Source organism: Sutcliffiella halmapala (genome assembly GCF_002019665.1).
Lineage (GTDB): Bacteria > Bacillota > Bacilli > Bacillales > Bacillaceae_I > Sutcliffiella_A > Sutcliffiella_A halmapala.
Window position 1 is genome coordinate 1,655,510 of the sequence record NZ_KV917375.1, and the last position, 20,678, is coordinate 1,676,187.

Consider the following 20,678-nt stretch of genomic DNA (forward strand, 5'->3'; position numbering starts at 1 on the left):
GTGACTAGAGCAAATGTAAAAGGAAGCCCTATATTAAAACCGGGCTTCCTCTTCATGACTAGTTAATACCTAAGTCGTTAAAAATATCCTTTAATGTTTTCCCATTTGTTTTATCTTTTGGCGTTGGAGGGTTATCTTGACTTGGATTAACCATTAAGTAATTCTTTTCGACAAACTTAATGTCCTTTTCATCGACTGTGCCATCAAAGTTAATATCAGCATGTCGATTATCTGATCCCCAATGTTCCTTAATTTCTAATGCATCATAGATATCGATTACACCATCACCATTGACATCTCCCGCGATAATGTCATGGGAAGGAATAGTGTATGTTTTTCCAAATAATTTTCCATTATGCTCAAAGCCAATAAATTGTTTACTCTTTGTTACAAAGTGACCAGGTACCTTAAACTCCACGGTATAGGCGTCTTTGTGTAATGGCAGTCTAGGAATTTCAAATCGACCAGTCTGGTTGAAAGTGTTTATCTCATATGCTTTGCCATCCGTATCGGAGAATTTAACTTTACCTCCAACTTTAGTCCAATCCTTTGCTTCAGCATAACCGTTAGCATTTTTAAATCCTTCAGGGATAAAATTTCCTACTATAGAGTTGAAGTTAGGCTGTATTTCTAACTGAAAGCCAGCACTTAGTAACGATTTTGTTGAGCTTGTTGAAGTACTATATGTTGCAGTTGGTTCAACTGCCCCTTCAAGAACTACTAAATCAGCGTCAACAGTTAGGGTAACGTCAACAATCGCTGTATGATCTAATACTGCGGTTGGACTATTAAATGTTACTTTTACTTTCGTTCCATTCACTTCAATAGTAGCATTGTCCGCAAATTCATCCGTGAGCTTAGCTTGTACATGTTTTGCATAATTAATATTAAATAATGGTACGAAATTCCATTCAACTTCTGTTACTTCGTCTAGATTATCTAAAACTAATTGTAAATCTAATTTTTCTCCAGTAACTATTTCTGTAATATCACTTTTCGCATAGGTAACTGGAGTACCTTCTTTCACAAAATAATAGCCTTTTCTTCCTGATCTATTTCCAGCAGCATCATAACCATCCATACGGAAATGTAGGGCTTCGACACTTTCATTCATTGCAATTTCTTCAACCAATTTCCCTTGCTTGTCCATGTAGATAGGAGAAGATGGGAATGTTGAGTTCCAAAAGTAAATCATTGCATTGTTAGATTGGTTAAGATCTATGCCGATATTTTCCATATACTCTGTCTCTGCATCTAATAGTTGGATTTCAAACGGATATGTTGCTTGACCAGGTTTGTACTCAATAAATGGTGACTGGCCATCTAACGAACTTACAAAAGTAGGTCGATCAACATCTATATACATGTCTCTAGTTTCTGTTATGACTTTACCAGTAACACTTTCTCCGATGAATTTTAATTTGTAATGTCCTGCTTTTGTAATGCTTCTCTCACTTGCAATAGGCTGAGTCGGATCTCCTGTAAATTTATAATAGGTACCGTTAAAAGCATTTAGTAGCATATTAGTATCCTCACGTACAGAATGAAGCGTTCCAAGAAATCCAAGATCTTCACCTGTTTTTCCATCTTGAATAACCACATCGATAGTGTTCATTGGTGCATTTAAGCTCATCTCTGCATACAATGCTGGCAGTTTCATGTAATTAAAAGGACCTTGGTGATAGTTTTGTGGAGAATATGCTGGATTTGCGATAGTAATATCTCGAAACCCGTCTTCGCCTATTTTCACACTAAATGGCATACGGTAGACTTCACTTGCATTTGCTTTGTTTGTAAATGTAAGATAGCCTTCATATACGCCAACCTTTGCTGATTTGGGAATCATGGCAAAGATATTGGTTTTTGTTACTTTATTTTTTGTTGCATTAATCACTTTACTTGCTTGGATGGAAATTCCATTTGCTTTTAAGCTATTGGATCCATTCGCGATATTTTCCTCGACTACGACATCAAAGGCTTTGTTTGTTGTACTAGAGTTTGTTAAGTGAATGCTTTTTGTTACCTTAATATGCTTTTCACCTACTCCATAATGGCTATCAAAGCTTAATCCACCCGTTTGTTCTTTGATGTTGATAAGGGTAGCCTCTTCTGGAATTAGAGTTTCATCTTGTACTTGAATCATCATTTGGCTGTGAATTGCTTCATATGGAGAAACACGACCAGCACCAACATCAAATACGCTATAATCCCCATTGAGTGGAACCGAAGTATTCATTAAGATTGTTTTAATCGCTGCAGGATCTAGGTTGGGATTGGATTCTAGTAAAAGCGCTGCAATTCCTGCTACGTGTGGAGTAGCCATGGAAGTACCATTCAGTCTTGCATAAGCAAACTCATAATCTGTTGGATCCTCTTTATTTACCATGAAACCTGGATAAGCAGAGAGGACGTTTACTCCTGGTGCGACTACCTCTGGTTTCATATCGTTGTTAATACGGACAGGGCCTCTAGAACTAAAGCTTGCTAACGTATCGCCTTCAGTATGACCCAATTTTTCATTGGAAAAAGTAAAGCTCGTGTTACCTGATTGGATGGCTGCTAGTAACTCCGATCCAGCTTTTTGTGTCATAGAGAAGGAAGGAATAAGATCCTGGTTTTCTCCGATATTTGGAACATGACCATCCATGTTGTTATACATAATGACAGCAACTGCACCGTTGTTCTTTGCGTTCACTATTTTTTCAAATAAGGTATAGGTGCCGCGAGCGATAAAGGCAATCTTTCCATTCACATCTTTACCTTCGTAATCCTGAACAGCCCCTAGTCCAACATCGACTAATTCAAGTGTTTGACCTTCTAAAGTTGAGAAATCATCGCTATAGCTTCTTCCTATACTGACAATTTCCGTATGCCAATCAGATCCTACACTTCCTTTAAAGGTTGTAATGGCAACAGGTACATCACTTGCGCCAACTGTTAAAGCCAAAGCTGCTGATCCAGGTGACCCTAATGTGAAAGGATTTGGTCCAGCATTTCCAGCTGCAACAACTGAAGTAACTCCCTGTAACACAGCATAGTTAATGGCTGTACTAGTAGGGAAGTAAGGATCATTGATTCCAGCTCCTAAAGAGAGGTTTAATATATCCATCCCATCTTCTACAGCACGTTCTATCCCGGCAATAACCCCATCTGAAGTCCCGCTACCATAAGGTCCAAGTACGCGATATGCATATAGATCTGCCCCTGGAGCAACCCCTTGTACGGAAATATCACTATTATTCCCACTATTCTGGCCAACTATGGTTCCTGATACATGTGTACCATGAGAGGTGTAGTAAGAGCTGCTACCAGCGAATTCTGGGGATCCAGATTCCTTCCAATCCTCATAAGTAGCTTCCATCGGATCATCGTCGTTATCAACAAAGTCATATCCGCCTTTATAAGCATCTTTTAAATCGGGGTGGTTGTAATCTACACCAGTATCTAGAACTCCAATCTTTATTCCTTCACCAGTAATTCCTTCCTCATGGAGCTTGTCAATCTTTAAATGGGAAATACTTTCTACTACGGTGGTAGGTGTTGTAGCTGGATCTGCATCAATTGCTGTTTCAATTGTTACAGGATCTACCGTGAACTCTGCATTTTTATAGACTGCTTGAACCACTTCGGATTGCATTAATGTTGCGACTTTACTAGCAGGGAGGGTCATTGCCACTCCATTATAGGCTGTCTTAAATTCACGGGTAATGTTGCCGCCCAATGCTTTCCCTTTTAGATTTTTAGCTGTAGGTAATATTTCCTGTAAGTCCTCTTTGAATTGCTTATGTTCCTTTTCTACCTGTGCTCTTGCATCGGCTTTTTTCAATTGTTTTCCTTTCATAGAAGCGGCTAGTACAGCTACTTCTCCTGGATCCGAGTTGAATTGGACGATAACAGAAACTTCCTTGTCTTCTTTAAGTTCCTTTTCGCTAAACCCTTGTACTCCGTAGCTTTGCGTTGCTTCTAATTGTTGTAGAGCTTGCCGTTGTTCTTCCGTAAGAGTCTGAAGAATTTGTTCCGCTCTAGTTGGTTGCTGCGCACTTGCGGTTGGTAGATACGCCTGGAAAGGACTTACAAGTAGCCCTACCGTTAAAGTAATAGCTGCAGTTCTCTTGACGAATTTTTCTTTAATTCTCATGATTCCACCTCAATCGTTTAATTTTCATACTAGTAAGAAAGACGTAATTTTCTGTAAATAACTCTTGTTTAAATTGTAAGAGAATTATCGAAATTTAGGTATCGGGGGAATGAAGATAAGTTAAAAGTCCTGATTCGTGAAGATATATAGATATAAGGGTTTCGATTTAGTGAAATTTTAGGGTATTTTGCTTATAAAATTAGGGGGATTTTTGATCGCAGTTCAAAGACAAGAAGTCCAATTAGGAAAAAACGGATAGAAAAAAGCTTATCTTACAAACCTGTAAGACAAATGTAATCTAGATAGATGGGAAGCGAACCGCGAAGTACCTATAATAAAGTCAATAGCGACGAGTTATTAGAAGGAGGGTTGAAAATGAAAATAGCCATAGAAATTATAATAGCCGTATTAGAAGTTTTAATGGATGGGAAGCAAGTAGCGAATCAATTAAACGAAGGAGAAATCTATCATTCAGTTAATTAGCCTGAATAATTTTAATACAAAATAGGAGCTGAACACATGAGAAAGTTAATAGGAGTATCTCTAACGGTAGTTATTGCAGGGGCTTTGATGATAGGGTGGAGTGCAATTAAAGATTCTTTTGTAAAAGCTAATGGGGTTATTTTATACGGCGACCATAATCAGATAGAAGAAGTATTAAATCAAGAGAAGAATGTTAAAGAAAAAGTACAATATAAATTTAAAATTTTTGAAGATGGTGAGCAAAAAATAATGATTATCGACGAAACAACAGCGAATGCTCTTGTGAATATATCGTTGATAAAAGAAGTGAAAGAAGAACCTGGCACTGAAGCGATTAAATCAATTCCCAGAGTGACAAAAGGTAAAGGACTTCTATTTGCCAAAGAAACTACGGACAATATCGATCTGGATGGACAAGTAATACAAGTGTCGTACGAAGGAAATAAGATTATTGGTGATGGAAGAGTTTATAGTGATATGTTCTTAATTATGAACGATATGGATTGGTCTGTTATGAAAGGAACTGAGAAATCGATGGGGATAATAGAATACGCTAAAGATCCAGCAAAGAAACTCGGTGAATTCAATGTGGAGGGAGTACAGTTGGTAAAAATAATTAACTAAATAGAAAAGGGTCTGCTCTATTTAAAATAGGACAGACCCTTTTCTTGAAAAATAGAAGGAAAGGCATATGATAAATTTCTGCAAGAAAAGAGGAGCAAGTGTTGGAAGTTATGCAATAACGCTTGAATATCCCTTGGTTTTAGGTTACTATCGTAGTGGTAACTTTTAATTATAGGGAAGTGATATGATGGATAGACGAGTTTATTTATTAACGATTGTTTCATTTGTTGTAGGAATGTCGGAATTGATTGTAGGTGGGTTGCTTGACTTAATCTCATCAGATTTAGGCGTGAGTCTAGGTGAAACGGGACTACTCATAACCGTGTTTTCACTTGTGTTTGCAATAGCAGCTCCTATTTTATTGACTTTAACGTCACGAATGGAGCGGAAACGTTTAACATTAATTTCCTTATTCGTTTTCTTTTTAGGGAATATGATAGCAGTCTTAAGTACAACCTTTAGTGTATTATTACTAGCGCGAATCATTTCAGCTGTGAGTGGATCATTGATCGTCGTTTTATGCGTAACGATAGCGTCCAATATTGTAACGGAAAAATACCGCGCTCGTGCCATTGGAGTGGTATTTATGGGAATAAGCGCTTCTCTTGTATTGGGAATTCCAATCGGATTAATGTTGGGAAATGCCTTTGGTTGGCAGGCTCCTTTTATCATGATCGCGGTGTTAACCTTGTTTTCCGCTATTGGTGTGCATTTCTTTATGGGGGAAATTGCTCCAAAGCCCCCCATTCCAATCGGAGTACAGCTACGTACATTAAAAAATCGCAAGATATTATTTACACAATTGACATCTTTTCTGTTTTTGGCGGGTCATTTAACCTTATATGGATATTTGACACCATTCTTAAAAATGACGTTAGGACTAGATGGAACTTGGGTTAGTATTGTTTATTTAATCTTCGGAGTTGCAGCAGTAGTTGGTGGAGGGTTAGGCGGAATGTTAGCTGATCGGTTCGGTACAAAACCTACCATTCTATCTGTAATTATCGTGTTTGGATTATCGATTTTTGCGATTCCCTACACAACATTCGCTTTGCCGTTATTTTTAATTGTAATGATTATTTGGAGTATGTTAAGCTGGGCAATTACACCAGCCATACAAGGCTATCTTATTGAGTCCTCACCTGAAACTTCTGATATACAGCAAGGCTTAAACAATTCTGCACTTCACTTTGGGATTGCTTTTGGTTCCTTAGTTGGTGGGATTGTTATTGAAAGTGCATCTGTTGAACAAAATGCTACAGTCGGCGGATTATTTATCATCTTAGCCCTAGGTACGGCCGTTATTTCTATGGCGAAAGCAAAGAGTAGTTCCATATCTTTTTTTAGGAATAGCGAAGTGAGTAAGTGAATTGATGCTAAAAAAGCTTGTGTATAAGGGCGATTGAATTGTTATATGAAAAAATGTAATATGAAAAAAGAGGCTGGTTCAGATGTTTGTTTTAATAACATTCTGAGTCAGCCTCTCTATGTATCAATTTCCGATTAGGAGAAAATAGCTACATTACTAGTAGCGTAATTTCATAAGTATAGTTCTAATCTCTTCATCATTCATTAATAATTCAGCGTGTTTATCGGTAATTTTTGCTAGGGCAACATCATGATAGAAGAACTCCGTGAATACTTTAATAAAAGGCTTCGACATTGTTTTCAAAGCTTGCCAAGATTGATCCTCCATACCAGCAAATATAACTTCTTTATCATCAATGATGATTAATCGGAATTGTTCTAATGATTGATGTTCTTTTGCAGGAATGAGGGTGTGTATATTCGAAAGATCTGTTTTCAATTCACCTACTACAAGTACTTCTACATGAACGCCTTGCTCTTCTTTTTCTTGTAAAATAGTTACATATTCCTTTATATCATCATTCCAAGCAGAGACTCGAACAGATTTTGTTGCATCTTTAATAAGCTGTTTACATTGTGCTCGAATAGATGAATCAACTTTTAAACTCCAGACTTGTTCATCATAAAAAGTCTTTTTGTAATTGTTGTTTTCTAATTGCTTCACATTATCCTGAAATTCAGTTGTCAGCTTTTCAATAACAAGTGATAACGGCAATGCAGTATACAACTTTTTCTTCTCAGAAACGGAATCGAATACCATCCCTTTTTCTATTAAACGTGAGATAATCTCATACACCTTAGATTTTGGTACCCCTGAATATTTAACGATATTCGTAGCATCCATTGGTTCCTCACTTGAGGCAAGGACATTAAAAACTTTACTTTCATACTGTGAAAAACCAAATTTTTGTAGCATATTTCCTCCTAAAAGATAACATTTAAACGAACCATTAAAAAAGTACTTCCTTTATAATAATAAAGGAAAATTGAAACCAAATACAACACATGTGTCATTCCACTAAAATAAGTTTTAAAAACAAGGCTTTGTTAAGTTTATGGTTTAACAGATTGAGTCTTATCATCAGGGAGTTTAAAGGTGACACTCTATTTTCAGGGTAGCCAAAAACATAAGAAAACTGCTCAAATTGGTATAATTCTACCTTTGAGCAGTCGCTTTACTAATTAATGAACATTCAGTGCTTTTAAAATATCCTCTAATGTTTTTCCGTTTGCTTCTTCCTTCGGTGTAGGTGTATTATCCTGACTTGGATTTACTTTCAAATAATTCGTTACAACATAATGGATATCCTTGGCGTCTACTACACCATCAAAGTTGATGTCTGGATTACGAGAATCAGAGCCCCAATGCTCTTGGATCTCTAAAGCGTCATAAATATCAATGACACCATCACCATTTACATCACCGGCAACGATATCATGGGAAAGAATATGGTGAGCTCTACCGTATAATTTTCCATTATGCTCAAAACCGATTAATTGTTCACTCTTCGTGATAAAGTGACCTGGTACAATAAATTCTACTGTATAGGGATCCTTACTCAAAGGAATCTTAGGGATGTGATATTGTGCTGCTTGATCAATGTAAGGCGTACCATCAAACACTTCTCCAGTTTGACTATACAGCTTAACTGTCGCACCAACTTTGCTCCAATCTTTGCGCTCATAATAGCCTGATCCACCATTTGAGCCTTCGATATAGAATCCTTTCGGTGTCACATGCCCATATGCTCTAGAAAAATCTGGTTGAACCTCGAAGTTAAACCCACTACTTAATAGCGTACTAGATTCACTAGTGGAAGTTTTATAGGTTGCTCTTGGTGCAACCTCACCGTAAACAAAGTACTCTTCATCCTGTACCTGTAGAGTTAGATTGATAGCTGCTGCCTTATCTAATTTTTCACTAGGGTTGTTAAAGGTTAGCTTTACCTTAGAGTCTTCCACTTTAATGGAAGCTTTATCTGCAAATGCTTCCGTTAGTGTAGCATCTACGAGATGTGTGAGTGAAATACCATTTTGTGAAGCAAAATTCCACTCAACTTCTGTTACGGCTTCAACATTATCTAAAACTAATTGCGCTGTAATTTCCTCTCCCGTTTCTGCAAATTTAACATCGCTCTTTGCGTAGGTAACAGGAGTTCCTTCTTTTACAAAGTAATAGTTTTTGGTAAGTGCTCTATTTCCTGCAGAATCATAGCCATCCATACGGAAGGAAAGGGCAGGAACGTTTTCATTCATTGCAATTTCTTCGACAAACTTTCCGTTTTCATCCATAGGTAATGGAGTGGAAGGGAATGGAGTATTCCAGTAATAGACCATTTGGTTTCTAGAATGGTCGATATCAACTCCTAAAGCCTGCAATTCTTCTACAGCTGTATCTGTAATTTGAATTTCAAAAGGATAGGTTGCTTGTCCTGGTTTATATTCAAGAAACGGCGAATCTCCATCTAAGGAGCTGGTAAACGTAGGTTTATCAATATCGATTAAGAAGTCACGAACTTCCGTGAACGTTTTACCCGTTACACTTTGCGAAATAAATTTGAATTTGTAATGTCCTGTACCAACTTTACTTTGCTCAGATGAAATCGGTTCATTTGGATTGCCTGTAAATTTATAGTAATGTCCGTTAAAAACATTCATTAGTAAATTCGTATTGTCGGGTCGAGAGCTTAAGTTTGCTGTTCCAATAATACCAAGGTCATTTCCCGTTTTCCCATCCTGTACGATAACGTCCATCGTATACATTGGTGCACTCATGTTGAATTCTGCAAAGACAAAAGGATTTTTCAAACTATTAAATCCCTCTTGATTTAAATAGCTCGGAGAATAGGCTGGATTATAAAGTTCTAAACTGTTGAATCCGTCACCGCCAATTTTGACACTAAAAGGCATCCGGAATACTTGCTTTGCATCCGCTTTATTCGTAAAAGTAAGGTAACCTTCATACACACCTGGCTGTGCTGACTTCGGTATCATGGCGAAAACATTCGTTTTCGTTAGTTTATTCTTGGTTGCGTTAAGACTTTTGCTTGCTTGAATGGTGATTCCATTTTCCTTCATGCTTTTAGAACCATTTACAACGTTTTCTTCCACCTTCACGTCAAAGGTTTTGTTTTCTGAGCTGGAATTGGTGATATGAATGCCTTTTGTTACTCGGATATGCTTATCACCTACTCCATAGTGGCTATCAAAGCTTAATCCGCCAGTTTGCTCTTTTATCGTAATAAGATTTTCTTCTTCAGGGATAAGTGTTTCATCCTGAACCTGGAACATAATTTGACTATGAACGGCTTCATAAGGTGAAACTCTACCTGCTCCTACATCAAATACACTGTATTCACCGTTAAGTGGAACAGAAGTATTCATCAAGATAGTTTTAATAGCTGCAGGATCTAAATTTGGGTTGGACTCAAGTAACAGGGCAGCAATTCCTGTTACATGTGGTGCAGACATAGATGTACCAGAAATTTTGGCGTAAGCGTACTTATAATCATTAGGATTATCCTTAAACATAAACGCTGGGAATGCAGAAAGCACATTCACACCTGGAGCGACAACTTCCGGTTTCATGTCATTGTTTTCACGAACTGGACCACGCGAGCTGAAATCTGCAAGTTTGTCTCCTTCGGTTTGCGCTTGAACCTCATTGGAAAATGTAAAAGTTGTTTTACCTTCATTTATTGCTGCTTTTAATTCTAAACCTGCTGCTTCCGTCATTGAGAAGGAAGGGATAAGTGCCGGATCTTCTCCAATAGTTGGAACATGTCCGCCCGTATTATTATACATGACAACAGCCACTGCGCCGTTTGCTTTTGCGTGAGCAATTTTGTCAAATAAGGTGTGCACCCCACGAGCAATAAACGCAATTTTTCCATTCACATCTTTACCTGAAAAGTCTTCTGGGCCAGCTAATCCCACATCCACTAATTCAAGAGAAGTTCCTTCTAGGTCAGAAAGATTATCTTTATAACTTCTGGCCATGCTTACAATCTCAGTATTCCAATCACTGCCAACACTGCCTGTATATTTAGTAATATCTACAGGAACATCACTTGCCCCTACAGTAAGTGCTAAGGCAGCCGTTCCTGGTGATCCTAATGTGCCTGAATTAGGTCCAGCGTTTCCAGCAGACACAACTGACGTAACTCCCTGTAACACAGCATAGTTAATAGCATTACTTGTAGGGTAGTAAGGGTCATTAATCGACGCTCCTAATGATAGGTTAATAACATCCATTCCATCTTCAACAGCTCGTTCAATTCCAGCAATGACACCATCTGATGTCCCGCTACCATAAGGACCAAGGACTCGATAGGCATAAAGCTCTGCATCCGGGGCAACTCCTTGCAAGGAAACCTCGCTATCATTTTTGTTTTGTCCAACAATGGTTCCAGAGACATGTGTACCATGGTACGTGTAGTAGGAGTTACCTTGATACTCTGGATATCCTGATTTTTCCCAATCTTCATAGGTTGTTTCCATCGGATCATTGTCATTATCTATAAAATCATAACCGCCTTTATAGGCATCCTTAATATCTGGATGGTTGTAGTCAACCCCAGTATCAAGAACGCCAATTTTGACACCTTCTCCAGTAATTCCTTCTTCATGAAGTTTATCAATTTTTAAGTGTGCAATACTTTCAACAACAGTTGTAGGAATATTTGTAGGCTTCGCATCTTCAGAGGTTTCTAGTTGTAGTAAGGGGTCGACTTTAAATTCCGTATTTTTATAAACAGCTTGGACGACATCAGATTGCATTAATAACTCTACCTGATTTGCAGGAAGTGTCATCGCAACACCATTATAAGCTATTTTATATTCACGATTAATTATACTACCAAGCTTTTTCCCCTTTAAATTCTGCGTAGGGAGAATGTCTTTCATATCTTTTTTAAACTGGTTATGTTCAGTGTCCACTTGATTTTTTGCATGGGCAATTTTTAAATTTTTGCCTTTTGCAGCAGCAGCTAAGACAGCTACTTCTCCTGGGTCGGATTTAAATTGAACAATGACAGATACATTTTTGTCTTCTTCTAATTCTTTCTCCTTGAAACCATGTAGTCCGTAGTTTTGTTGAACTTCTAATTTGTGAAGGGCTTCTCGTTGTGCTTCTGTTAAAGACTGAAGGATTTGCTCGGCGCGTGTGGGTTGGTCAGCACTAGCTGTTGGTATGTACGCTTGGAAGGGACTTACTAAAAGCCCAACCGTTAACGTTACAGCAGCGGTTCTCTTGAATAGTTTTGCCTTAATCTTCATTTTTTCACCTCGTTTTTAGTGTAGCTAACTATCAGAATCGTAAATTTCTGATAATTAACCTTGGCTAAATTGTAAGAGATTCATAGATCTATTGGTATTGGGGGAATCGTTTTGAGTAAAAAGTCTGAAAATCAAGAAAAATGTAGAGGGAAAGTTACTATTTTATAAAAAGCAAAACCAATTTAGTTAAAAATAACCAGATGTTTTTAGGGATTTTTCATAATAATTACCCCGATTTACTTCTTGTGTAGCAGCTTCTACTATTAATAGTGCGAATAATTAGAAAATAATCGTTCGCATGATTAAAGAAAAAGGGTGAGAAAATGAGAAGAATCTCGAAAAAAATGGTTGTTTATGCTTTTATTCTTGTTTTACTGGTAAGTAGTTTTGCATCACCTGCAAGTGCACAGTTTGAGGTGCAGAAGCAGGTGGATCATCAGGCGAAAGAAAATCAACCTGCAATTCCTTTTTCCGTAGATAAGGGGGATCACCCTTTATACGATAAGGACGGTACAGAAATTGATCCAAATGAAAAAGTAAGATTGATCGTAGAAGTAGACGTAAAGAAAAACACAAAGAATCTACCAAATGTTCAAGTAGAGCAAGTGAAGAAAGAGTTTATGAAAAAACGTGATGATTCTTCTAAAGTAAGGCATACCTATACCTCTGGTTTCTACGGATTTAGTATGGAAACAACGATGGCAGAAGCAGAAAAAATTCAAGCGGTAAATGGTGTCAAGGATATTCGTCTTGCGAAGACTTACGAGCATACCGTGTTAAATAGTAAGGATATCGTTGAAGCGATGAATGTTTGGTCGTCCTATAGGGTATCATTGATTTAGTAATGATGCCCTATTTTTTTGTTGGAAGGGGAAATAGGGAACGAGGACTAGCGGCCCATGCCCTAAAATCAGGAAAGTATGAAAAATTAGGGATGCTAGTCGGGAATAATCGACACATTGTATCAAATGTTCCATAGAGTATTTGACTTGTTTTTGTCGGTTAGCTATATTAAATCTTGAATACATGGATTTAATTTCCAGTACAGGTAATAGAAAGTAAAGAAGTGCTATGATTTTTAATCCTGATTATGATATGGGAGGGCTTCAATGGAATTAGTAGATATACTTAAACGGAAAAATATGAATGTAGTTGAAATGCCGAATGAGGGATCATCCTTAAGAAAGCAATGGGAAAAAAACTTTGCTAGTCATATTACTGCTAGTGAAAAAGATAAAATCTTTTTATATGATACTGATGGTACAAGTGGCTTCTTGTGGCATATTTTTAGTTACAATAAACGGGACTTCTTTGAAGGAGAAAAAGCAGAGGAAGATTTTAATTTACAAAGTAAGAAAAGCTGTTATATCTTTTATCAACATTCCGATCATGCATTTATGATTGAAACAGCCTCTACACTTAACCATCGTGACCTATTAGATGAAGAAGATATCTATGTAGTAGATACAGAGTTTACCTGGACGTATGTTAGAACGCATGAATCAGGATGGTGCGGTCCTTATTATAGTCGGAAAAAGTAAAAATCAAATTACCAATATAGTACTAAAAAGCTTGGATTACTTGTTATTTTAAATAATGAATAAAAAGATAAGTTACAAAGCACGAAATAAGAAAAAGTTGTAAATTAATATTGACTAGTAGAAGATAATTCGATATATTAATTAAAAATTCAAATAATGCATCGATGAGGACATGAGTTTTTCTTTACGGTTCACAGAGAGGGAGGGGATGGCTGAAAACCTCCTAACACGAAAGAATAGCTTACCACCTTGGAGCAGTATTGGTGAACTCAAAGTAATCAATACCGTAGCGCTACGATACAGCAAAACGAAGCCATCATTTGTTGCTTTAAGTGATGGGAAGTTGGGTGGAACCACGAGACAACACACTCGTCCCTTTTATGAGGGATGGGTGTGTTTTTTATTTTTAACTAAATAGGACAAAGCACGGATAAGGACATGAGTTTTTCTTTACGGTTCACAGAGAGGGAAGGCACGGCTGGAAACTTCCCAACACGAAAGAATAGCTTACCGCCTTGGAGCAGTATTGGTGAACTCAAAGTAATCAATACCGTAGCGCTACGATACAGCAGAACGAAGCCATCATTTATTGTTAAAGTGATGGGAAGTTGGGTGGAACCACGAGACAACACACGCTCGTCCCTTTTAGGAGGGATGGATGTGTGTTTTTATTTTTCAAAAAAATAAGGAGTGGTGAAGCATGAGTCAAAGAGAAGTTGTCATTAAGTTTCCAGATGGAAAGGAAAAGAATTATTTTCAAGGTATATCTTTAGCGGAAATTGCACAGTCCGTAAGCCCGAGTTTAAAAAAGAAAACGGTGGCTGGTATGGTAAACGGTTCATTATACGATGTAAATAGGAGCATTATCCAGGATGCAGATATTGAGCTATTCGATCTTAATTCTTCAGCTGGGATTGAGATTATGAGACATACAACTGCCCATGTATTAGCTCAAGCGGTTAAGCGACTATATGGCAATGTTCAATTAGGAATAGGTCCAGTGATTGAAAATGGCTTTTATTATGATTTTGAGTTAGAGCACACTCTAACTAGCGATGAACTAGCTAAAATAGAAAAAGAGATGAATAAAATCATTGCTGAGAATTTATCTGTTATCCGAGAAGAAATATCACGCGAAAAGGCAAATGAAATCTTTGCACATGACTCATTAAAGCTAGAACTATTAGCCGATATACCAGAAAGCGATGTTGTCACAGTATATCGTCAAGGTGAGCACGTTGATTTATGTCGCGGGCCGCATTTGCCAGCAACAAGGTTCATTAAAGCCTTTAAATTAACACATATGTCTGGGGCTTATTGGCGAGGGGATAGTGAAAATAAAGTATTGCAGCGAATTTACGGTGTCGCGTTTGCATCAAAGGAAGAGTTAGAGGAGTATTTTCATTTTTTAGAGGAAGCACAAAAACGAAATCATCGAAAATTAGGGAATGAATTAGAACTATTCATGTTCTCCGAAGAAGCACCTGGAATGCCCTTTTATTTAGCAAATGGACAGTTAATCCGAAATGAGCTGGAGGCATTTTTAAGGAAGCTACAAACAGCAAACGACTATAAAGAAGTTCGCACGCCACTGATGATGAATCAGCGACTTTGGGAGCAGTCAGGACATTGGAATCATTACAAGGAAAATATGTATTTTACAAAAGTAGACGATCAGAGTTTTGCCTTAAAGCCGATGAACTGTCCAGGACATATGCTGATTTTTAAAGATAAGCTTCATTCTTATCGTGATCTTCCGATTCGGATGGCCGAGTTCGGGCAAGTCCATCGTCATGAATTCAGTGGTGCTTTAAATGGGATGCTAAGGGTTCGTACTTTCTGTCAGGACGATGCTCATATCTTTGTTACACCAGATCAAATCGAAGCTGAAATTACAGCAGCGTTAAAGTTAATCGATTATGTCTATCGTACTTTCGGGTTCCACTATGATATTGAGCTTTCAACAAGACCGGACGATCATATGGGAGAAGAGGCGTTATGGGATCAGGCAGAAGGTTCATTAATGAATGTGTTAAATAAGTTAGGCTACGATTATAAAATTAATGAAGGGGACGGAGCGTTCTACGGGCCAAAAATTGATATTCACATTAAAGATGCTTTGAAGAGAAGCCATCAATGTGCGACTGTTCAGCTAGATTTCCAAATGCCTGAAAAATTTGATTTATCTTATGTAGATGAGCACAACAAAAAGGTCCGTCCGGTGGTCATACATCGGGCAGTATTTGGCTCTATTGACCGCTTTCTTGGAATCTTAATTGAACATTTTGGCGGTGTCTTTCCTGTATGGCTTGCACCTGTTCAAGTGAAAGTAATACCTGTATCAAATGACATTCATCGAGAATATGTAGAAGAACTTACGCAACAATTGAAACAAGCGGAAATACGTGTTGACCTTGATTTACGTGACGAGAAATTAGGCTATAAAATACGTGAAGCTCAAATGAAGAAGATCCCATATATTCTTGTTGTGGGTGATAAGGAATTAGAAAAACAAACTGTAAATGTAAGAGAGCATGGTAAAGAATATTCGAATGAAGTGAAGCTAGTGGAGTTCATTTCTGATATAAAAGAAAGTATTAACAATAAACGTTTAGATAAATGATGGAATAGAAGGCGCGCTTCATAGTGAAGCTGGCCTTCTATTTTTCTCTATTAAAATTGGAAAATATGAAACTTTTTTCCTTAATTTTACGTAAATAGAGTAAATACGAGGGGGGATCTGAAAGTGCTAACATATATTAACGATCATCTTCTAGATTTAAAAGATAAAATGAGAAAGAAGCAGAAATGGGAGAAGCAATTAGAGGATTATAAAAGAGAATTAATGGGAATTGAGAATGCGATTTCTAATCTGCTCCATAAGTTGGCAACCGAACAGAAGGATGTAGAAAAGCTAGAGGGATTCAGTGTAACAAAATTATTTCTTACTTTACGGGGAACAGTCGAGAACCAGTTGGACAAAGAAAAACAAGAAGTCGCTGCCCTTCAATTAAAGTTAGAAGAAGCCATGCTCTCACGTAGTGAAATTCAAGAAACCATTCTACAATTGGCAGAGAAGCTCTCTGAACTAGCAAATGTCGAAAGTGATTATTATAGCTTATTTACTACAAAAGAAACGTATATAAAGGAAAGTAACATGCCTTCCTCCATAAAACTATATGAGTTACAGGAGCAAGAAGGAGGTATAAAAGCAGCTCTAACTGAATTGTACGAAGCAATTGACGCAGGAAATAAAGTGAATCAATCTCTCCACAATGCCATTGAATCTTTAGAGAAGGCGAAAGGTTGGGGTACCATTGACATGTTTGGTGGTGGAATGCTTTCCACAGCAGTCAAGCACAATCATATTGATGATGCCACCAGTTATATTCACCAAGCTCAATCCCGTATGCGAAGCTTTCAAAAGGAACTATTAGATCTAAATGAAGAAGCAGATTTACAGCTCAATATTTCAGCTTTATTAAAATTTACCGACTTCTTCTTCGATGGTTTAGTGGCAGATTGGATGGTTCAAGGAAGAATTAAGAATTCATTAGAGCAAACTAGAAATCAACAATCTGAAATTAGTAGCATCATCTCCAAATTAAAAACACAAGCAACCGAGAAAAAAAGGGAACTGAAACGTACTAAAGCTAAGAGGAGAGAATTTGTGGAAAGCGTGTAAATGCAAACGACATAGAAAAGGGGCATTTCCTGAATTTTGAGGAATGGCCTTTTTTATATTTTCATAAAAAATTCAATATGCAGCAGTTTTTTCAAAAACAAAGCAGGAAAACAAACTAAAATACAGAATATATGTTCTTATAATCGAATTGGGGGTCTAAACATGAACCTAGAGTCACTTACAATAAATAAGCAAAGCTGGGATGAAGTAGCAGAGCGATTTTATGGAAGAAATCCGCTTCCTGAATATGGTCCGTTAGCACCGACCGAGGACGAGTTACTATTATTCGGCGATGTAAGCAATATGAAAGTACTAGATATTGGGTGTGGCAGCGGTCATTCCCTCCTATATATGCAACAGCAGAATGCTAGGGAGCTCTGGGGAATAGATTTGTCCAATAAACAAATCGAAGCTGCAAAAGCATTATTAGAAACTAGCAATGCCCCTGTACATTTATTTGAATCTCCGATGGAAGAGAACCCAGGTCTGCCCGAAAGGTATTTTGACATTGTCTATTCTATTTATGCTTTAGGGTGGACGACAAATCTTGAACAAACATTGGAAAATATTCATCGCTATTTGAAGCAAGGTGGAACCTTCATTTTTAGCTGGGAGCATCCACTACATAGTCGTATAGCTAAAATAGAAGAAAAATTAACGATTCATAAATCTTATCATGATGAGGGTTCTTACGACCATGAAGCATGGGGTGCACCAGCCATCATGCAGCAATTTAGAATTAGTACCTATATAAATACTTTAATCAACTATGGATTTCAAATCGAAAAAATAATCGAGGATGTTCGCTTAACAGAAGAGGATATTCAGCGACACGAAAATAGATGGTATTCGTATGAAAAAGCCAAAATGGTACCTACTACGTTCATAATAAAATGTAAAAAAATCTAGCTCAAAGTAAAAGGCGGGTACGATGGAAACGATTAAAAATGACAGCATATTAGAAGATATATTGATGTGCTGTAAACAATTATTTGACATGGATGTTACAAAAGCAGTTCCTATTCATCGGGGGTGGCTGAATCTCAAGTGGAAGGTAAAAACGAATTCAGGCAATTTTCTAATCAAGCAGTTTAATAAAGATAGGTTCCGACTCTACAATGAGAAGGAGCTTTTATATACGTTTTCTCAACAAAAAAGATTGTATGACGAGGGTTTCCCTTGCCCGAAATTATATCCCAATTGTAATCGGTTCTTGTTAGAATCCGAAAATGGGGAGCGTTTCATGGTAATGGAATTTTGTGAAGGGAAGCTGCATGCACCAGGTACAGTAAATGAACAACAAATGTTTGATTTAGGAAAAGTGACAAGTAAAATGCATTGCCTTTTAAATAATGGTGCTACTAGAAAGAAAAAGAAGGCTGAATTTATTCCGCCACCTCCCGAAAAAAGGCTGGAGCATTGGCGGTCTGTTAGGAAGGAAGTTAAAGCAGCTGGAAACCTTTCATTATTACCAACGATTGAGTTGCAGTTAAGTCTTACCGAAAAAATGAGCCTTACTGATTTTAATCTAAATGAAACAGGTTGGGCTCATCGCGATTTATTTTTAGATAATATTTTATTTGCCGAAAGCCATGTTTCCGCCATTTTAGATTTTGATAGGATGAAATATGACTATCCTCAACTTGATGTCGCAAGAGCAATTATGTCAGCTACTTTACTCCATCATTCCTTAAACTTATCACTTGTGCAGGCTTTTATAGAAGGCTATAAGGTAGAACAAACGATAGGAAAGGGATTCTTAACTAAGGCACTTTCCTTACTTTGGTATATGGAAAGTACTTGGTGGATTGAACCGAATATGGAACACCATAAAGGACCTCCTGTACGATTTGCGGAAGAGATGATATGGCTTTCTGAGAATTTCTTAGAATTAGAAAGTATCTTAGGAGATTTATAATGTAACGTGAAAAGGAGAAGAAATTGACCGTTATAGATGAAATATATGGAGAATTCTTGATTGAAGGGCTCTTGGAAGAGTTAATTCTCAGTAGTCCAGTTCAACGATTAAAAGGTGTCTATCAAGGTGGGTCAAGCTATTTAGTGAATGAGAAATGGGATGTCACAAGGTATGAGCATTCCATCGGTGTCATGCTGCTAATTAAGAGACTCGGAGGTTCTTTAGAAGAACTAGTCGCTGGATTGTTGCATGATGTCTCCCAAACTGCTTTTTCTCATGTCATTGATTTTGTTTTTGAAAATAAAGAAGAAAACTATCACGAGAAAATCTTCACTACTACCATTGCGGAGTCTGAAATCACGCAAATACTTAGCAACTATGGCTATGACTATCAATCTATTCTGTTTGACGATTCAAAAAGGAGCATACTCGAACAGCCAGTGCCTGCGTTATGTGCTGATCGAGTGGATTACACGATTCGTGATATGTATCGGTACGGGTAGAAGAGGTTCACTATTTTTTAGAGAATTTGATTATTTGGGACGGGAAAATGTGCTTGAAAACGGTGTCAGCAGCTGAATGGTTTGTGGAAACTTATTATAAAGAAGTGATTGGATGTTTCATGGACCCACTAAATATCTATGGCTATGACCGTTTAGCATAGGTGATGAAATTAGCGCTGGACAAACATCTAATGGACCTATCTGCATTACAAGCTACAGATAAAGAAGTCATGCAGCTTCTAGAATCTTTAGACGATCAAGAAATCCAAAGCCTATTAATGGAGCTTCATCGGAATGTACAAGTCAAAGAAGATAGGAATAAATATGATATACATCTGACTAATAAAGTGAGACTAATAGATCCGCTTGTCCTTTATCAAAAAAAACTACAAAAAGGATCGGGCTTATCTGAGAATGTTAGACGAATGGGAGAAGAAGCTAAAAAGAAATTTGAGTGTGGGACATATGTAAAAGTAATAGTAAGAGAGTTTTGTTATAAAATAATTAACAAAATTATCGTTGGATCTTAACTGATACATCTAACAACACCTTTTAATGGTTTACACTTCTTAAAATCTAACTTGTGGGATTTGTTACAGTAGAGAATGGATTATATGAAGAATTATCTAGTGAAATTACTAAAGGAAGGGAGGGAATTCAAACGAAAAAAATCATTCTTCTAATGCTATTTTGTTTTACCTTAATATTATCTGCTTGTTCACAAGGTGAAGAAGATAAACAAGGGTTTTCAGGGGTTATTAGTGATGGGGACACTATGGGTTATGAGTACACCGTAACTAAAGAACAAAGATCATTTTCTTGGAAGGTTGGATATAGAGGAGATACAACTATTATTAAAGAAAGTACCGCAAATAAAAATGATTTAGAAAATTTTAGGACTGCTGTAAATGATAGTAAAGAGGTTTTAGGAAAACTAATTATTTCAGTATCATACTTTTTAATTGTAATAATTACAACGCTTACTCTTTATAAGAAAAAAAGAAAAATGTTAAAAGAAGTAAGTGTTGTTATCGCTGTGTTAGCAGGTTTTGCATTTTACATTGCTGTTGAATCATCATTTGATTTAAATAGTTCGTTACGAGATGCAAAACACTATTATTTAATACTAACTAAATAGAGG

12 protein-coding genes, 1 pseudogene and 1 other annotated feature are annotated in these 20,678 nt (G+C 37.1%); of the genes and pseudogenes, 10 read left to right on the forward strand and 3 right to left on the reverse strand.

Annotation, left to right across the window (positions count from 1 at the left end):
* Positions 1 to 58: 58 nt before the first annotated feature.
* Positions 59 to 4,138, reverse strand: a complete 4,080-nt coding sequence (locus BK580_RS07960) for a S8 family serine peptidase (RefSeq protein ID WP_078379811.1) — start codon at positions 4,136 to 4,138, stop codon at positions 59 to 61.
* 519 nt (positions 4,139 to 4,657) lie between these two features.
* Here BK580_RS07960 and BK580_RS07965 point away from each other — a divergent pair.
* Entirely contained in the window at positions 4,658 to 5,245 is a 588-nt protein-coding gene (locus tag BK580_RS07965; protein ID WP_078379812.1) for a lipoprotein BA_5634 family protein, read from the forward strand.
* A 187-nt stretch (positions 5,246 to 5,432) separates the two neighbouring features.
* Positions 5,433 to 6,614, forward strand: a complete 1,182-nt coding sequence (locus BK580_RS07970; RefSeq protein ID WP_078379813.1) for an MFS transporter — start codon at positions 5,433 to 5,435, stop codon at positions 6,612 to 6,614.
* Positions 6,615 to 6,770: 156 nt separating this feature from the next.
* Here the strand turns inward: BK580_RS07970 and BK580_RS07975 are convergent, their stop codons facing one another.
* Positions 6,771 to 7,529, reverse strand: coding sequence for a TrmB family transcriptional regulator (locus tag BK580_RS07975; RefSeq protein WP_078379814.1), 759 nt, complete (start codon positions 7,527 to 7,529; stop codon positions 6,771 to 6,773).
* A gap of 266 nt (positions 7,530 to 7,795) precedes the next feature.
* Positions 7,796 to 11,890, reverse strand: coding sequence for a S8 family serine peptidase (locus BK580_RS07980; RefSeq protein WP_078379815.1), 4,095 nt, complete (start codon positions 11,888 to 11,890; stop codon positions 7,796 to 7,798).
* Between the two features lie 323 nt (positions 11,891 to 12,213).
* Here BK580_RS07980 and BK580_RS07985 point away from each other — a divergent pair, with 323 nt between their 5' ends.
* The 8 genes and pseudogenes from BK580_RS07985 to BK580_RS08025 all read left to right on the forward strand — a co-directional run bounded on the left by BK580_RS07985 (position 12,214) and on the right by BK580_RS08025 (position 20,675).
* Positions 12,214 to 12,732, forward strand: coding sequence for a protease inhibitor I9 family protein (locus tag BK580_RS07985; RefSeq protein ID WP_078379816.1), 519 nt, complete (start codon positions 12,214 to 12,216; stop codon positions 12,730 to 12,732).
* A gap of 267 nt (positions 12,733 to 12,999) precedes the next feature.
* Entirely contained in the window at positions 13,000 to 13,431 is a 432-nt protein-coding gene (locus BK580_RS07990) for a DUF4275 family protein (RefSeq protein WP_078379817.1), read from the forward strand.
* Between the two features lie 152 nt (positions 13,432 to 13,583).
* Positions 13,584 to 13,811: a binding site (T-box leader), on the forward strand.
* A 320-nt stretch (positions 13,812 to 14,131) separates the two neighbouring features.
* The gene (gene thrS / locus BK580_RS08000) at positions 14,132 to 16,054 is read left to right on the forward strand and encodes a threonine--tRNA ligase (protein ID WP_078379819.1); all 1,923 of its coding nucleotides are present in this window, start codon (positions 14,132 to 14,134) and stop codon (positions 16,052 to 16,054) included.
* A gap of 123 nt (positions 16,055 to 16,177) precedes the next feature.
* Complete coding sequence (locus BK580_RS08005) at positions 16,178 to 17,116, forward strand: hypothetical protein (protein WP_078379820.1); 939 nt, start codon at positions 16,178 to 16,180, stop codon at positions 17,114 to 17,116.
* Positions 17,117 to 17,278: 162 nt separating this feature from the next.
* Positions 17,279 to 18,025: a class I SAM-dependent methyltransferase gene (locus BK580_RS08010; protein WP_078379821.1), complete on the forward strand. Its 747-nt coding sequence runs from the start codon at positions 17,279 to 17,281 to the stop codon at positions 18,023 to 18,025.
* Positions 18,026 to 18,047: 22 nt separating this feature from the next.
* The gene (locus tag BK580_RS08015; RefSeq protein ID WP_078379822.1) at positions 18,048 to 19,034 is read left to right on the forward strand and encodes a phosphotransferase; all 987 of its coding nucleotides are present in this window, start codon (positions 18,048 to 18,050) and stop codon (positions 19,032 to 19,034) included.
* A 23-nt stretch (positions 19,035 to 19,057) separates the two neighbouring features.
* Positions 19,058 to 20,067, forward strand: a pseudogene (locus tag BK580_RS08020) (HD domain-containing protein).
* Positions 20,068 to 20,120: 53 nt separating this feature from the next.
* Positions 20,121 to 20,675, forward strand: a complete 555-nt coding sequence (locus tag BK580_RS08025) for a geobacillin-26 family protein (RefSeq protein WP_078379823.1) — start codon at positions 20,121 to 20,123, stop codon at positions 20,673 to 20,675.
* The last annotated feature ends 3 nt before the right edge of the window (positions 20,676 to 20,678 follow it).

Coding starts and splice junctions, on each gene's coding strand:
- BK580_RS07960 (WP_078379811.1), bottom strand. CDS start 4,138: ATGAGAATTAAAGAAAAATTCGTCAAGAGAACTGCAGCTATTACTTTA.
- BK580_RS07985 (WP_078379816.1), top strand. CDS start 12,214: ATGAGAAGAATCTCGAAAAAAATGGTTGTTTATGCTTTTATTCTTGTT.
- BK580_RS07980 (WP_078379815.1), bottom strand. CDS start 11,890: ATGAAGATTAAGGCAAAACTATTCAAGAGAACCGCTGCTGTAACGTTA.
- BK580_RS07990 (WP_078379817.1), top strand. CDS start 13,000: ATGGAATTAGTAGATATACTTAAACGGAAAAATATGAATGTAGTTGAA.
- BK580_RS08010 (WP_078379821.1), top strand. CDS start 17,279: ATGAACCTAGAGTCACTTACAATAAATAAGCAAAGCTGGGATGAAGTA.
- BK580_RS07970 (WP_078379813.1), top strand. CDS start 5,433: ATGGATAGACGAGTTTATTTATTAACGATTGTTTCATTTGTTGTAGGA.
- BK580_RS07965 (WP_078379812.1), top strand. CDS start 4,658: ATGAGAAAGTTAATAGGAGTATCTCTAACGGTAGTTATTGCAGGGGCT.
- thrS (WP_078379819.1), top strand. CDS start 14,132: ATGAGTCAAAGAGAAGTTGTCATTAAGTTTCCAGATGGAAAGGAAAAG.
- BK580_RS07975 (WP_078379814.1), bottom strand. CDS start 7,529: ATGCTACAAAAATTTGGTTTTTCACAGTATGAAAGTAAAGTTTTTAAT.
- BK580_RS08015 (WP_078379822.1), top strand. CDS start 18,048: ATGGAAACGATTAAAAATGACAGCATATTAGAAGATATATTGATGTGC.